The sequence below is a fragment of the Micromonospora sp. NPDC049114 genome (assembly GCF_040648635.1).
Taxonomy (GTDB): domain Bacteria; phylum Actinomycetota; class Actinomycetes; order Mycobacteriales; family Micromonosporaceae; genus Micromonospora.
The window spans coordinates 66,577-80,892 of sequence record NZ_JBEZEA010000011.1 but is presented as its reverse complement, the minus strand read 5'-3'; the positions used below and the strand labels follow the sequence as shown (position 1 = coordinate 80,892).

Below are 14,316 nucleotides of genomic sequence, written 5' to 3'. Positions count from 1 at the left end.
CGCAGTCGTTAACCGCGATCTAAGGAAGACTTGCGCCACCGCACAGCCCCGGTCCGCTCAGCCGATCGGAGCGCCCCCGTCGGCCGATCGGTCGACGATGGACAGTCGCCCGGCACGGGGGCGCTCAGTCGTCGGTGGGGCGCTGCCGGGGCCAGCGACGGCCGGTCGTCTTCTGGTCCCGGGCGTCCCGCGCCATCCGACCCACGAGGCCGAACCGGTTGACCTGCCGGGGCGTCGCCTCCGGATCGGCGAGCAGCATCACCACGCTGGCGCCGCCCAGCCGGGCCCGGTCGATGCTGACCGAACCGTTGGCCTGCAACGCCACCCGCTTGGCGATGTCCAGGCCGAGCCCGGTGGAGCCCTGGTCGCTGGTGCCCCGCCGTAGCGCCCGGTCCGGGTTGGCGATGCCCGGGCCGGCGTCGTCGATCCGGATCGCGACATACCCGTCGCGGCGGGACACCGCCACCTCGAACGCCGTTCCCTGCGGGGTGTAGCGGAAGACGTTGCCGATCACCGCGTCCAGCGCTGCGGCCAGCTCGGCGCGCGGCACGGGCGCGGGGATGCGCAGCTGGGCGCCGTTGACCCGGTGGGGCCGGTTCTGGTCACCGGCGAGCGCCGCCCAGAACACCATCCGGTCCCGGACGACCTCGCTGACGTCGCACATGGCCGGCCCGGCCTCGTGGGCCACCGCCTTGCGGGTGGTCTTGATCAGCACGTCGATCTCACCTTCGAGGGTGACGATCGCCTGCCGGATCCGCCGGATGCCCCGCAGCCGGTCCAGCTCCGCCGGGCTGAACGAGCCCACGCTGGTGTCGTCGGACTCCAGCGCCTCCGCGTCCAGCCGGAGCACTGTCAACGGCGTCCGCAGCCGGTGTGACAGGTCGGCCACCAGCTCCCGCTCATCGGTGCGCGCCGCGTCCAGCCGGTCCGCCATCCGGTTGAAGGCGTACCCGGCCTCCGCCAGCTCACGGGGGCCGGTCGGCTCCACGCGTACGCCCAGGTCGCCGTCGCCGATCGACAGGGCGGCCTTGACCAGCCCTCGGGTGGCGTCCACCGCGCGGGCGGCCACCCGGTCGACGACCAGCACCGCCGCGCCGGCCATCGCCGCGCCCACCCCGAACAGCAACAGCCAGGTGCCGCCGGCGCCCTCGCCCAACGTCGAGTCCGGCACGAACACCTCGACCACTGCCGTCCGGTCGCCGAGGACCACCGGGTCGAGCCGGACCACCCCGCCGTCGACGTCGGTGACCAGCGAGCGCCGCTCGGCGCGGGCCCGGTCCAGGTCGCTGCCACTCGCGCGGCCGGCGGACTCGTCCAACCCCAGCCCGTGCACCACCGGCCGGGTCGACGCGCCCTCACCGCTGGCCACGACGGCGCGTTCCACCACCGCCGGGTCCGTGCTCACCGCCAGCGCCCCGGTGACCAGCGCGCTGCGTCGAGCCGCGTCGGCGATCGCCTCCTCGCGCGTCTGCCCGCGCAGGCTCAACCCGAGAGGGATCAGGAACGCGAGCGCGACGAGGCTGCACATGCCGGCCGTGAGCAGGGCCAGCGCCGTCCTCAGTCCGGTGCCACCAGCCGGAACCCGACCCCCCGCACGGTGCGCAGGTAGCGCGGCTTCGCCGCGGACTCGCCCATCTTTCGGCGGAGCCAGTACAGGTGTACGTCGATGGTCTGATCCTCGCCGACCGATGGCTGCCGCCATACCTCCTCCAAGAGTTCCCGGCGGGACACTACCCGCCCGGGTCGTGCGGCGAGATACGCCAGCAGGTCGAATTCCTTACGGGTCAGCGCCAGCGGCTCGCCGTCGAGCTGGGCGCTGCGCTCACCGACGTCGACCCGCAGGCCGCCGACTGTGTGCACCGCGGGCTGCACCGTCCGGCTGGCCCGCCCGGCACGCCGCAGCACCGTGGTGATGCGGGCGTCCAGGTGCGCGCCCGTGAACGGCTTGACCATGTAGTCGTCCGCCCCGGCGCGCAGCAGCTTGACCACCGACTGCTCGTCGTCGCGGGCCGTGGCGATGATGATCGGGACGTCGGTGATGCCGCGCAGCATCCGCAGGGCGTCGGAACCGTCCAGATCGGGCAGGCCGAGGTCCAGCACCACCAGATCGGGTGTCTCCGCGGCGACCCGGCGCAACGCGTCCAGGGCGGTGCCCACGGCGTGCACGGCATGCCCCCGGTCAGCGAGGGACCGCAGCATCGCGCCGCGTACGACGTGATCGTCTTCGACCAGGAGCACGGAGGCCACGACAAGACCGTACTTGGCCTGGCAAGTTGATCGCGTTGCGACGTGCCTGGGAACCGGGCAAGCTGGTACGACGATGTCCTTCACCCTGTTCGCCGACGCCCGCCTGGCGCTCGCCCGGGACAGCCTCGCCGGCCTCTCCACCGGCGACGCGCTCGGGGCGCGGTTCTTCCTGCCGGGGCCGCCGGAGGACCTCGCCGACGGCACGCTGCCGCCCGCGCCCTGGGAGTGGACCGACGACACCGAGATGGCCTGTTCGGTGGTCGCGGAGCTGGCCGCGACGGGCGGCATCGACCGCGACCGGCTGGCACTGGCGTTCGCGCGGCGCTGCGACGCCCGGCGCGGGTACGGTCCCGGCGCGATGCTGATCCTGCGGCTGATCCGCACCGGCACCCCGTGGCCGGTGGCCGCCGCCTCCGCCTTCGACGGGCAGGGCTCCTGCGGCAACGGCGCGGCGATGCGGGTGGGCCCGCTGGGCGCGTACTTCGCCGACTCCACCGCCCGCGCCGCCGCGCAGGCCCGTGCCTCGGCCGAGGTGACCCACGCGCATCCCGAGGGAATCGCCGGGGCGGTCGCGGTGGCGGTCGCCGCCGCGCTCGCCGCCCGGGCCCGCCTCGACGGACACCGACCGGCGCCGGCCCGACTGCTGGCCGGGATCGCCGCCGCGGTCGACCCGGGCACCGAGGTGCACCGAAGCGTCAACCGGGCGGCCGGGCTGCTCGGCCGGCCGCTGCCCCGGGTGGTGGCGGCCCTCGGCAACGGTTCGCGGGTGACAGCCCAGGACACCGTCGGGTTCACCCTGTGGGTGGCCGCCACGCACCTCGACGACTATCTGGCGGCGATCCAGGTCTGCGTGCAGGCCGGCGGCGACGTGGACACCACCGCCGCCATCGTGGGCGCGGTGGTGGCCGCGTACACCGGCGTCGGCACGCCCGGCGGAGTGCCCGAGCCGTGGCTGGCCGCCCGCGAACCGCTACCCGCCTGGCTGCCCTGACCGCCGCCGTGGTGCCGGGCCGCGGTCGTGCCGGGCCGCTGTCGTGCCGGGCCGGGAGTGATCCACTCGACATCGCCGATATCGGGCTGTCCCGCCGCCGGGTCACCCCGATATCGGCGATGTCGTGTCGATCATGGTCCGAGGCCGGGTTTCGGGTCCGGCGGTGGCTCAGCCGGTGCGGGCCGGAGCACCGACCGGCACCGCGTCCGCCGTCGTGTCGGCCGCCGTCGTGTCGGCCGCAGTCGTGCCGACCGGCACCGCGTCCGCCGTCGTGTCGACCGCAGTCCGGGCGTCGTCCGTGGCCGGCGCGTCGTCCGGGTCGCCGGTGACCTCGGCCAGGGCCGCGTCCTCGGCCGGGTCGCGCCGGCGCCACCGGCTGACCAACCAGCCGATCGCCGCGCCGCCGCCCAGGCCGGCCAGCAGCCCGGCGGCGAGCATCGCGTCGGCGCTGCCGGACTCCTCGCCGGCGTCGCCCGACCCGCCCGCCGCCGCGCCAGCGCCGTTGACGTCCTGCGCGCCGGCGGCGGGACCGTTCGCCGCGTCGGGCGCCGGGGCGCCGTGCCCGCCGTGCCCGACCGGTCCGGCCGCACCCGCCGCCGCCGGCAGCAGGTTGAGCACCGGGGCCGGGTGTGCACCGTCGGCGCCCGCCCAGCGGACCACCGTGCCGTCGGCGTAGGTCTGGACGACCTCGAAGGTGAGCCGCTCGGCCTGCGGCAGCGGACCCATCGACAGGGCCAGTTGGGCCGGGCCGGACGTGCCCGCGCCGACGCGGACCCAGGTCACCGCAGTGGTCACGGTGCTCACTCCGGAGGAGTGGATGCCGGTCACCGGCTTGTCGAGCGTACGGGAGCTGATCTTGGGCGCCCAGCCGTCGACAGACATCGGGTAGACCTCGGCCACCGGCGCGTCGGCCGGCAACCGGACCTCGATCCGGGTGGTCTTCGTGCCGGCGCGCTCCTCGGGCACGCTGAACTCCAGCCGTACGGCGTCGCCCTGCCGTGCCTCGGTCGGGGTGGTCGTCACATCCGCGGCGTGCGCCGCCGTGCCGGGCCAGAGCAGCAGCCCCGCGGCGGTCAGCGCGGTCACCGCCGCGATTCGCCGCGGGCGGCCTCCGCCGTGCGTGCTCGCCATCTCGTGCCCCCATCCGTCTCGACGCGACCGGCTCCGGTTTCCGGCCACACCTTCTAGTTCGGCTGGCAGGCGCGAAAGGTTCAACGCTTCACGCGAGGAAGGTGCCCTTCCCGAGCCGGAGGGGGTGGACCGATAGCATCGGCAGGAGCCGAGGACCGGCACCGTTTCGTACTGCTTGGAGGAGTCACCGTGTCCGCACCCCGTACCCCCGCCGTGGCCGACCCTGTCGTCGTCGCCGCCGGGACGACGGCGGCCGACGCGGTGGCCGCGGCCGGACTGCCCGCGAACGGCCCCAAGGCGATCGTCGTGGTCCGCGACCCGCAGGGTCAGCTGCGCGACCTGGACTGGGCGCCAACCGAGGAGACGACGGTCGAGCCGGTCAGCCTGGATTCGCCCGACGGGCTCAACGTGCTGCGCCACTCCACCGCGCACGTGCTCGCCCAGGCCGTGCAGGACGTCTTCCCCGAGGCGAAGCTGGGCATCGGCCCGCCCATCGAGAACGGCTTCTACTACGACTTCGACGTCGCCAAGCCGTTCCAGCCCGATGACCTCAGCAAGCTCGAGAAGCGCATGCAGGAGATCATCAAGTCCGGGCAGCGGTTCCGTCGCCGCCGCTTCGGCAGCCTCGACGAGGCGCGCGCCGAGCTGGCCGACGAGCCGTTCAAGCTGGAGTTGATCGAGGTCAAGGGCGAGGGCCTGGACACCGACGAGGTGATGGAGGTCGGCGGCGGCGAGCTGACGATCTACGACAACCTCGACGCCAAGGAGGACAAGGTCTGCTGGTCGGACCTGTGCCGCGGCCCGCACCTGCCGACCACCCGACTGATCGGCGCGTTCAAGCTGATGCGCTCCGCCGCCGCGTACTGGCGCGGGTCGGAGAAAAACCCCCAACTGCAGCGGGTGTACGGCACCGCGTGGCCGACCCGCGACGAGCTCAAGGCGTACCTGAAGCTGTTGGAGGAGGCCGCCCGGCGCGACCACCGCAAGCTCGGTGCGGACCTGGACCTGTTCAGCTTCCCCGACGAGATCGGCTCGGGCCTGGCGGTCTTCCACCCCAAGGGCGGGATCATCCGCCGCGAGATGGAGCAGTACTCGCGGCGGCGGCACGAGGAGGCGGGGTACGAGTTCGTCAACACCCCGCACATCACCAAGGCGCAGCTGTTCCAGACCTCCGGTCACCTGCCGTACTACGCGGACACCATGTTCCCGCCCATGCAGTTGGAGGGCGCGGACTACTACCTCAAGGCGATGAACTGCCCGATGCACAACCTGATCTTCAGGGCGCGCGGGCGGTCGTACCGTGAGCTGCCGCTGCGGATGTTCGAGTTCGGCACCGTCTACCGGTACGAGAAGTCCGGCGTCGTGCACGGCCTGACCCGGGTCCGCGGCCTGACCCAGGACGACTCGCACATCTACTGCACCCGTGAGCAGATGGCCGGCGAGCTGACCACGCTGCTCAGCTTCGTGCTGGACCTGCTGCGCGACTACGGCCTGGACGACTTCTACCTGGAGCTGTCGACCCGGGACGACTCGCCCAAGTTCATCGGAGCCGAGGAGGACTGGGCCGAGGCCACCGAGGCGCTGCGGACCGCCGCCGAGACCTCCGGCCTCGACCTGGTGCCCGACCCGGGTGGCGCGGCGTTCTACGGGCCGAAGATCTCGGTGCAGGCGCGGGACGCGATCGGCCGGACCTGGCAGTTGTCCACCCTCCAGGTCGACTTCAACCAGCCGGAGCGGTTCGGGTTGGAGTACCAGGCCGCCGACGGCACCCGCCAGCGGCCCGTGATGATCCACCGGGCGCTGTTCGGGTCGATCGAGCGGTTCTTCGGGGTGCTCACCGAGCACTACGCGGGCGCGTTCCCGGCCTGGCTGGCGCCGGTGCAGGTGATCGGCATCCCGATCCGTGAGGATCACACCGACTACCTACACGGCTTCGTCGCCGCGCTGCGGGCCGAGGGCATCCGGGCCCAGGTGGACGCGGGTGACGACCGGATGCAGAAGAAGATCCGGACGGCGCAGCAGCAGAAGATCCCGTTCATGGTGATCGCCGGCGACGACGACGTGGCCGCCGGCACGGTGTCCTTCCGCTACCGCGACGGCTCCCAGCGCAACGGTGTGCCGATCGCCGAGGCGGTGAACCACGTCCTCGACGTGGTGACCTCCCGGACGAACATCGGCCCGTCGGCAGCGGCGGAGTAGCCGCCGCCTGCGCCTGCGCCTGGCGCAGCATGATCGCGCTCGATCCAGGATGTAGTGGCCTCCCCGCATCAGGGAGGCCACTACATCCATGTTCGAGCACGATCATGAGCGGGGCTGACGCTCGATGCCTCGCTCGCAGGGCGACCTGCGGCACCGGCCGTCAGGCAGAACCGTGGCGCGGTGGCTGTCAGATGCCGCAGGTGGGTGCCGACCAGCCGCCGACCGCCGCGACGTGGGTGTGGTCGTTGTGGTCGGGGTAGCCGGGGCCGAGGATCTGGCCGAAGCCGTGGTTGCGGGCCTGCTGGGCCAGCCGGCACAGCGACGGTGAGCCGACCAGGTCCACCGCGTCGCCGTACAGGTGGCGGCTGTTCGACGCCCCGCCGACCGCGCTGTTGCAGGTGTAGCTGCGAAAGCTGCTGCTGATCGCGATGGGCACATCACCGAGGGCGTGCCGCAGGGCCTGGAGCTTCCACATCGAGACGAGGGCGTTGGCGCGGGCGGTGCTCGCCGCGACCGCACCGCCGGACCAGGTGCTGTTGCAGTTGTTCAGTTCGGCGTAGCTGAAGTTGACGGGTGTGCAGTCGTCGTCCTGCAGGGCGTACAGCCGGTTGAAGGTCTGCGGGCCGGCGACCCCGTCCGCGCCCAGCCCGTACGCCTGCTGGAAGCGGATCACCGCGGACCGGGTGGCGGGGCCGTAGGCGCCGTCGATGGTGAGCACGGCGCCGTAGCCGGGGTAGCCGGCAACGCGGATCTGGAGTTGCCGGACGTCCTCGCCGGACATCCCCTGGGACAGGGTGCGACCCCAGGTGTAGCAGCCGTCCGCGTGCGCCGCGCTGGCGGTGAGGGTGACCCCGGTCACCGTGGTGGCGGCGGCCAGCGCGAGCGCCGCGATGATCCTGCCGAGTCGTCGGATCATGAAGCTCTCCATCCATTGATTCAAGTGCCTGAATGCATGGAAGTTTCAGGTCTGGGCGGCAATCCGTCAACAACTTGCAGCAAGGAGTTTCCCGGTGACGGGTGTCGCGGCCCGCCCACGCGGCTCCGTAGGATCGGCTCGTGACAGGGGCGGAGCGGCACACGGACAGCGACGGCATGGCGGACGGCCTGGATCGGCTCTGGACGCCGCACCGGATGACCTATATTTCCGGCGAGGACCGCCCCGCCGAGGGCTACGAGAAGCCGACCGGCTGCCCGTTCTGTCTGGCTCCCGGGCTGCCCACCGAGGAGAGCCTGGTGGTCGCCCGCGGCGAGCGCGTCTTCGTCGTGCTCAACCTCTACCCGTACAACCCGGGGCACCTGCTGGTCTGCCCCTATCGGCACGTCGCCGACTACACCGACCTCGACGAGCCGGAGACTGTCGAGCTGGCCTCGTACACCCAGACCGCGATGCGGGTGATCCGCAAGGTCAGCAACGCGCACGGCTTCAACCTCGGCATGAACCAGGGCGGCGTGGCCGGCGCCGGCATCGCCGCCCACCTGCACCAGCACGTGGTGCCCCGCTGGGGCGGCGACGCGAACTTCATGCCGGTGATCGGCCGCACCAAGGTGCTGCCCCAGCTGCTCGGCGACACCCGCGACCTGCTCGCCCGGGCCTGGCCGTCCTGACCGCGCCGTCCGCGCGGGGTCCGCGCCGGTCCGGTTAGTCGGCGCGCAGCAGCGGGACGAGCTCCGGCCAGCTCTCCACCCGGTGTACGAGCGGCAGCAACGCGGCGTGCGCGGCGACCTCCGCCCGGCGGGGCCGGAACAGGTAGCGGTGCGGCACCGAGTCGAGGTAGCCGAGCACCTCCAGCCTGTCGTCCACGAAGTGGGTCAGTTCGAGCTGCCGGGCGATCGGCGCCTTGTCGGGCCGGGTCCGGCAGAAGTGCACCCGCTCGACGGGGATCCCGGTGCGCGCCGTGAAGTCGTGGTGGGCCAGCCACTCCCAGGTCCGCCGCTCGGTGGACTCGCCGCACTTGGAGACGAGATGCACCTCGTCGAACGCCGGCCCGAGAGCCGCGAGCGCGTCGAACGCCCCGTCGACCATGGGTGTGCGCAGGTAGTGCGCGCCGAAGAAGGAGGTGTCGGCGTCGTCGTCGGCCGGCTCGATGAGCACACCGCCGATGTCCACGCCCAGCCGTCGCATGGCGTCGATCATGCCGTACGGCCCCGACGCGCGCGTACCGCGTTTGCGCGTGCGGAGTTGCTACGCCCCGGCCCGGTGAAGGTGGCACGATCGGCCGATGGCAGTGACGACACGGATGTTGGGGCGCAGCGGCATCGAGGTCAGCGCCCTCGGCATGGGGTGCTGGGCGATCGCCGGTCCCTGGGCGGAGGGCACCCAGCCGCTGGGCTGGGGCGCGGTCGACGACGACGAGTCCGTGCGGGCGGTACGCCGCGCGCTCGACGAGGGCATCACCCTCTTCGACACCGCCGACACGTACGGCGCGGGGCACGGCGAGCGGGTGCTGGGGCGGGCCCTCGCCGGCCGTCGGGACGAGGCCGTGATCGCCACCAAGTGGGGCTACACGTTCGACGAGGCGACCCGGCAGGCGACCGGGGAGGACGCGTCACCGGCGTACCTGCGGCGGGCCGTGACCGCGTCGCTGCGCCGGTTGGGCACCGACCGGATCGACCTCTACCAGCTGCACCTGGCCGACCTGTCGGTGCCCCGCGCGCAGGCGCTGATCGGCGTCTGCGAGGACCTGGTCGCCGAGGGCCTGATCCGCGCGTACGGGTGGAGCACCGACCGCCCGGACCGGGCCGCCGCGTTCGGACAGGCGGCCTCCGGCGCCACCGCCGTGCAGCACGCCCTGTCGGTGCTACGCGACGCACCCGAGCTGCTCGCCGTCTGCGACAAGTACGACCTGGCCAGCGTCAACCAGGGACCGCTGGGGATGGGCCTGCTCACCGGCAAGTACACGGCCGCGTCGACGTTGCCCCGCGACGACGTGCGCGGGTTGGCGCCGGGCTGGCTGGAGTGGTTCCGGGGCGGCCGTCCCGCCCCCGAGTGGCTGCGCCGGGTCGGGGCGGTCCGCGCCGCGCTGACCGCCGACGGGCGCACCCTCGCCCAGGGCGCGCTGGGCTGGATCTGGGCGCGCAGCGGCCGCACCATCCCGATTCCCGGCTGCCGTACGGTCGCCCAGGTCGAGGAGAACGCCGCCGCGCTGCGCCGGGGGCCGCTGGCGCCGGACCAGTTCGTCGAGGTGGAACGCCAACTCGCCGCCCTGCGCACCGCCGCTCTGCGCGACGCCGACCGCCCGCACTGGCCCCGCCCCACCCACCCCACGACCCACCCCTGACCCGCGCTAGGCGCGCAGAGGGCACACCGTCTCTGGAGCTGGAGCTGGAGCTGGAGCTGGAGCTGGAGCTGGAGCTGGAGCTGGAGCTGGAGCTGGAGCCGGAGCTGGAGCTGGAGCCGGGGCCGGAGCCGGAGCCGTTCCGAGCGGGGGCCCGTGGCGTTGGTGCGGTGGCCGTGTCGTGGCGTCGCGCGCGGTGCCGTGCGGGGCGGCGGTGCCGCATCCCGTGCTGCTGTCGCGTCCTGTCGAGCTGCCCCAGATCTGGGGCAGCGTCGGCGCGGATGCGGGATCAAGGCGTACTCGACCCGGGTCCTGCGAGTGGCTGGAGCCGGCCGGCTGGGAACGGTCCGCTCCGGCAGCGGTGCCCCGCATGTGGGGCAGCTCGACAGGACGCGACGGGGAGGAACCGCATCGCCGGTTCCTCCCCGTCCCTGCATGGCAGGCGGGGTTACGGGGTGTGTTCCTTGCGGGCCTGGTCGGCCAGGTGGGTGGGCATCGGGTCGTGGCGGACGAAGTGACGGCGGAAGGTGCCCGTGCCGGCGGTCATCGAGCGCAGCTCGACGGCGTAGCGGAGCAGTTCGGTGGCCGGGACCTCGGCGCGCACGAGGGTACGGCCGTCGGCGTCCTCGTCGGGTTCGGTGCCGAGCACCCGGCCGCGCCTGCTGGACAGGTCGCCCATCACCGCGCCCACCGAGCCGTCGGGCACCCGGATGGTGACCTCGTCGATCGGTTCCAGCAGCGTCGGCTGGGCCCGCTCGGCGGCGTCGCGCAGCGCGAGCGCGCCGGCGGTCTGGAAGGCCGCGTCGGAGGAGTCGACGCTGTGCGCCTTGCCGTCGACGAGAGTGACCCGCAGGTCCACCACCGGGTGACCGGCGACCAGTCCGCGTTCCAGTTGGGCGCGGACGCCCTTCTCGACGGACGGGATGTAGTTGTGCGGCACCGCGCCGCCGACGATCCGGTCGACGAACTCGAAGCCGGCGCCGCGGGGCAGCGGCTCCACCTCGATGTCGCAGACGGCGTACTGGCCGTGGCCGCCGGACTGCTTGACGTGCCGGCCGTGCCCCCGTGCCGGCGCGGTCAGCGTCTCGCGCAGCGACACCTTGACCGCTTCGGTGTCCAGCTCGACGCCTCCGGCGCGCAGCCGGTCCAGCACGACGTCGGCGTGCGCCTCGCCCATGCACCAGAGCACCAGCTGGTGGGTCTCCGGGTTGCGCTCCAGCCGCAGGGTGGGGTCGCCGGCGACCAGCCGGGCGAGGTTGCGGGCCAACGCGTCCTCGTCGGCGCGGCTGCGGGCGACGATCGCCACCGGCAGCAGCGGCTCCGGCATCTCCCACGGCGCGATCAGCAGCGGGTCGTCCTTGGCCGAGACGGTGTCGCCGGTCTCCGCGCTGCCCGACTTGGTGATCGCGCAGATGTCGCCGGCCACGCAGTGCGGCACCTCGCGCAGGGTCGCGCCCAGCGGGGTGTAGATGTGCCCGACCCGCTCGTCGGCGTCGTGGTCGGGGTGCCCGCGCTCGGCCATGCCGTGCCCGCAGATGTGCACGGTCTGCTCGGGGCGCAGCGTGCCGGAGAAGACCCGGACCAGCGAGACCCGACCGACGTGGCGGTCGACCGTGGTCTTGACGACCTCGGCGACCAGCGGGCCGTCCGGGTCACAGGTCAGCGGCGGGCGGGGCGAGCCGTCCACGCCGGTGACCGCCGGCAGCTCATGTTCCAGCGGTGACGGGAACGCCGCGGTCAGCACCTCCAGCAGGGTGTCCAGACCGACGCCGGTCTCGGCGCAGACCGGCACCACCGGGTAGAAGTGGCCCCGGGCGACGGCCTTCTCCAGGTCCTCGATGAGCACCTCGGTGCTGATCTCCTCGCCGTCGAGGTAGCGGTCCATGAGGGTTTCGTCCTCGCTCTCGGCGATGATCCCCTCGATCAGCTCGTTGCGGGACTCGTCGATGGCCCGCTGGTGCTCCGGGTCCGGGTCGCGTACGTCGGCGGGCAGCCCGGCGGAGTAGTCGAAGACCCGTCGGGTGATCAGCCCGAGCAGGCCCTCGGTGGAGACACCGTCGTCGCCGAGCATCGGCAGGTACAGGGGCATCACGTTGTCGCCGAAGACCCGCTGGCAGAGCGCCACCGCCTCGTCGAAGTCGGCGCGGGGCTGGTCCAGTCGGGCCACCGCGACGGCGCGCGGCATGTCGACCGCCGCGCACTCCTCCCACAGCGCCACGGTTGCGGCGTCCATCCCACCGGCCGCGGAGACGACGAACAGCGCGGCGTCGGCGGCCCGCAGGCCGGCCCGCAGCTCGCCGACGAAGTCGGCGTACCCGGGCGTGTCCAGCAGGTTGACCTTGATGCCGTCGTGCAGCAGCGGTGCGCAGGACAGGCTCACCGAGCGCTGCTGGCGTACGGCGGCGGGGTCGTGGTCGCCCACTGTCGTGCCGTCGACGACGCTGCCAGCCCGGCCGATGGTGCCGGTAGCGGCGAGCAGCGCCTCGACGAGCGTGGTCTTGCCCGCTCCGGAGTGCCCGACGAGCACCACGTTGCGAACCCGCGCGGGGTCGGTCACCACCGGCGTGCCGCCGGTGGCCCCCTTTTCCTGATTTTTCTGCGCCATGGGGCGCACCTCCCTCAGCCGGTGGTGGGTGGCGACCGCCGCGCGACGGGTAGCGGCCCGGGGCGAGTGCGCGGCGATATCCTCCGGTGGTCTGCTGCACAGCGGGAACTCAACGGGCGGGCGGGTGAGCTGGCTCACCCTTTGGCTCGATCTCACACCCGTTGCCGGACAGGCACAAGCCTGCCCCGGGCGGGTCGGAGGGACCGGCCGTATCGCCGGACCTGGGCGGACCGTTATCGTGGGGACCGCCATGGCGAAGATCTTCCAAGTGTCGGCCCGCGCGGGGATGACCCGCGTCGTCGAGCCGATCGCACGTGCCCTCCTGCGCGCGGGCGTCACTCCCAATGCCGTCACCGTCGCGGGCACCGTTGGTGTGCTCATCGGCGCGCTCGGCTTCGGTGCCCGCGGCCACCTGGTCGCGGGCGCGTTGATCGTGACCGTGTTCGCGCTCACCGACCTGCTCGACGGGACGATGGCCCGGATGAGCGGCGGCTCCACCCGCTTCGGCGCGTTCCTCGACTCAAGCATGGACCGGGTCGCCGACAGTGCCGTCTTCGGCGCGGTCGCGTACTGGCTGGCCACCCGGGGCGACCACTCCGGGGTGGCCGCCGCCCTGCTGTGCCTGGCCGCCGGCGGGCTCGTCTCCTACGTGAAGGCGCGCGCCGAAGGGCTGGGCATGACCTGCAACGTGGGCATCGCCGAGCGCACCGAGCGGCTGCTGATCGTCGGGGTCGGCGGCATCCTCACCGGCGTCGGCGTGAAGCCGGCGCTGGAGATCGCGCTCTGGCTGCTCGCTGCCATCTCGATCTTCACGGTGGGGCAGCGGATGGCGCACGTCTACCGCCAGGCCCAGCAGCTCCAGCCGGACGGCCAGGCGTGAGCGCGGCCGGCACGTCGGCGACCCGGCGTCGGACGACCGGCGGCCGAGCCGCGTGAACCTCACCGAGCTGGGCTACGTCGCCGGCTGGCGGCTGGTCCGCGCGCTTCCCCGGCCGGTGGTGGCGGCGGCGTTCCAGGCGGGCGCGGACCGCGCCCATCGCAGCGGCGGCGGGGGTACGGCCCGACTGCGCGCGAACCTGCGCCGGGTGGTCGGCCCGGAGCTGCCCGAGGCCGAGCTGGACGATCTCGTCAAGCGCGGGCTGCGCTCGTACGCCCGCTACTGGATGGAGGCGTTCCGGCTGCCCGCGTTGAGCCGGGAGCAGATCCTGTCCGGGTTCCGCCTCGACGGCGCCGAGCTGTTGGCGGCCGACGTGGCCGCCGGCCGGGGCGCGGTGGTGGCGCTGCCGCACGCCGGCAACTGGGACGCGGCGGGCGCCTGGGTCGCGGCCACCGGCTGGCCGATCAGCACCGTCATGGAGCGGCTCAAACCGGAGGGCGTGTACAAGCGTTTCATGGCCTTCCGGGCTGAGCTGGGCATGGAGATCCTGCCCACCCACGGTGGGCCGCGTCCGGCGTTCGACGTGCTGCTGGACCGCCTCCGCGCCGGCGCGGTGGTGCCGCTGCTGGCCGACCGGGACCTCTCCGCCCGGGGGGTGGAGGTGGACTTCTTCGGTGGGAAGACCCGCATGCCCGCCGGGCCGGCGCTGCTCGCGCTGCACACCGGAGCGCCGCTGTACGTGGCCTCGATGTGGTACGAGAAGGACGCGGCGTGCGCCTCGCTCGCCGGCCCGCTGCCGGTGCCCGGCCCCGAGGCGGGGCCACTGGACCAGCGGGTCCGGTCGCTGACCCAGCTGATCGCCGACGGTCTGGCGGCGGGCATCGCCCGCCATCCGCAAGACTGGCACATGTTGCAGCGGATGTGGCTGGACCAGACGAGGGCGGGGGAGGGCACGGCGCTGCCCTCGTCGGCCCCCGGCCAGGGCTGAGAG

The 14,316-nt window shown here is 73.3% G+C and carries 12 protein-coding genes; 6 read left to right on the top strand and 6 right to left on the bottom strand.

The window, feature by feature from the left end; genetic code table 11:
- Positions 1-124: 124 nt before the first annotated feature.
- A complete protein-coding gene (locus tag AB0B39_RS25965; protein ID WP_234589339.1) occupies positions 125-1,528 on the bottom strand; it encodes a HAMP domain-containing sensor histidine kinase in 1,404 nt (467 codons plus the stop codon).
- Between the two features lie 29 nt (positions 1,529-1,557).
- Positions 1,558-2,247, bottom strand: a complete 690-nt coding sequence (locus AB0B39_RS25960) for a response regulator transcription factor (RefSeq protein WP_007458139.1) — start codon at positions 2,245-2,247, stop codon at positions 1,558-1,560.
- 73 nt (positions 2,248-2,320) lie between these two features.
- On the opposite strand from AB0B39_RS25960, the gene AB0B39_RS25955 reads away from it, so the two are divergent.
- Complete coding sequence (locus tag AB0B39_RS25955; RefSeq protein WP_357575641.1) at positions 2,321-3,238, top strand: ADP-ribosylglycohydrolase family protein; 918 nt, start codon at positions 2,321-2,323, stop codon at positions 3,236-3,238.
- 168 nt (positions 3,239-3,406) lie between these two features.
- Here the strand turns inward: AB0B39_RS25955 and AB0B39_RS25950 are convergent, their stop codons facing one another.
- Positions 3,407-4,324 (bottom strand): YcnI family protein, encoded by a 918-nt coding sequence (locus AB0B39_RS25950; RefSeq protein WP_357575640.1) that lies wholly within the window; start codon positions 4,322-4,324, stop codon positions 3,407-3,409.
- A gap of 234 nt (positions 4,325-4,558) precedes the next feature.
- Here AB0B39_RS25950 and thrS point away from each other — a divergent pair, with 234 nt between their 5' ends.
- Positions 4,559-6,568 (top strand): threonine--tRNA ligase, encoded by a 2,010-nt coding sequence (gene thrS / locus AB0B39_RS25945; RefSeq protein ID WP_234583586.1) that lies wholly within the window; start codon positions 4,559-4,561, stop codon positions 6,566-6,568.
- Between the two features lie 187 nt (positions 6,569-6,755).
- On the opposite strand, the gene AB0B39_RS25940 is transcribed toward thrS, so the two are convergent.
- Positions 6,756-7,484 (bottom strand): D-Ala-D-Ala carboxypeptidase family metallohydrolase, encoded by a 729-nt coding sequence (locus tag AB0B39_RS25940; protein WP_234583585.1) that lies wholly within the window; start codon positions 7,482-7,484, stop codon positions 6,756-6,758.
- Between the two features lie 176 nt (positions 7,485-7,660).
- Between AB0B39_RS25940 and AB0B39_RS25935 the strand changes: the two genes are divergently transcribed.
- The gene (locus AB0B39_RS25935; protein ID WP_357497809.1) at positions 7,661-8,173 is read left to right on the top strand and encodes an HIT domain-containing protein; all 513 of its coding nucleotides are present in this window, start codon (positions 7,661-7,663) and stop codon (positions 8,171-8,173) included.
- Positions 8,174-8,207: 34 nt separating this feature from the next.
- Here the strand turns inward: AB0B39_RS25935 and AB0B39_RS25930 are convergent, their stop codons facing one another.
- Positions 8,208-8,690: a hypothetical protein gene (locus AB0B39_RS25930; RefSeq protein ID WP_357575639.1), complete on the bottom strand. Its 483-nt coding sequence runs from the start codon at positions 8,688-8,690 to the stop codon at positions 8,208-8,210.
- Between the two features lie 97 nt (positions 8,691-8,787).
- Here AB0B39_RS25930 and AB0B39_RS25925 point away from each other — a divergent pair, with 97 nt between their 5' ends.
- Entirely contained in the window at positions 8,788-9,846 is a 1,059-nt protein-coding gene (locus AB0B39_RS25925; protein WP_357575638.1) for an aldo/keto reductase, read from the top strand.
- A gap of 445 nt (positions 9,847-10,291) precedes the next feature.
- Here AB0B39_RS25925 and AB0B39_RS25920 read toward each other — a convergent pair whose 3' ends face one another.
- Positions 10,292-12,448 carry an elongation factor G-like protein EF-G2 gene (locus AB0B39_RS25920; protein ID WP_357575637.1) on the bottom strand — a complete coding sequence of 719 codons (2,157 nt, stop codon included), beginning with the start codon at positions 12,446-12,448 and terminating at the stop codon, positions 10,292-10,294.
- A 250-nt stretch (positions 12,449-12,698) separates the two neighbouring features.
- Between AB0B39_RS25920 and pgsA the strand changes: the two genes are divergently transcribed.
- Positions 12,699-13,328, top strand: a complete 630-nt coding sequence (gene pgsA, locus AB0B39_RS25915) for a phosphatidylinositol phosphate synthase (protein ID WP_234583580.1) — start codon at positions 12,699-12,701, stop codon at positions 13,326-13,328.
- A 52-nt stretch (positions 13,329-13,380) separates the two neighbouring features.
- Positions 13,381-14,313, top strand: a complete 933-nt coding sequence (locus tag AB0B39_RS25910; protein WP_357575636.1) for a phosphatidylinositol mannoside acyltransferase — start codon at positions 13,381-13,383, stop codon at positions 14,311-14,313.
- The last annotated feature ends 3 nt before the right edge of the window (positions 14,314-14,316 follow it).

Bases quoted from the DNA above. Each gene is read 5' to 3' on its own strand.
- AB0B39_RS25965 (WP_234589339.1), bottom strand. From the start codon at position 1,528: ATGTGCAGCCTCGTCGCGCTCGCGTTCCTGATCCCTCTCGGGTTGAGC.
- AB0B39_RS25955 (WP_357575641.1), top strand. From the start codon at position 2,321: ATGTCCTTCACCCTGTTCGCCGACGCCCGCCTGGCGCTCGCCCGGGAC.
- AB0B39_RS25940 (WP_234583585.1), bottom strand. From the start codon at position 7,484: ATGATCCGACGACTCGGCAGGATCATCGCGGCGCTCGCGCTGGCCGCC.
- AB0B39_RS25935 (WP_357497809.1), top strand. From the start codon at position 7,661: ATGGCGGACGGCCTGGATCGGCTCTGGACGCCGCACCGGATGACCTAT.
- AB0B39_RS25930 (WP_357575639.1), bottom strand. From the start codon at position 8,690: ATGCGACGGCTGGGCGTGGACATCGGCGGTGTGCTCATCGAGCCGGCC.
- AB0B39_RS25925 (WP_357575638.1), top strand. From the start codon at position 8,788: ATGGCAGTGACGACACGGATGTTGGGGCGCAGCGGCATCGAGGTCAGC.
- AB0B39_RS25920 (WP_357575637.1), bottom strand. From the start codon at position 12,448: ATGGCGCAGAAAAATCAGGAAAAGGGGGCCACCGGCGGCACGCCGGTG.
- pgsA (WP_234583580.1), top strand. From the start codon at position 12,699: ATGGCGAAGATCTTCCAAGTGTCGGCCCGCGCGGGGATGACCCGCGTC.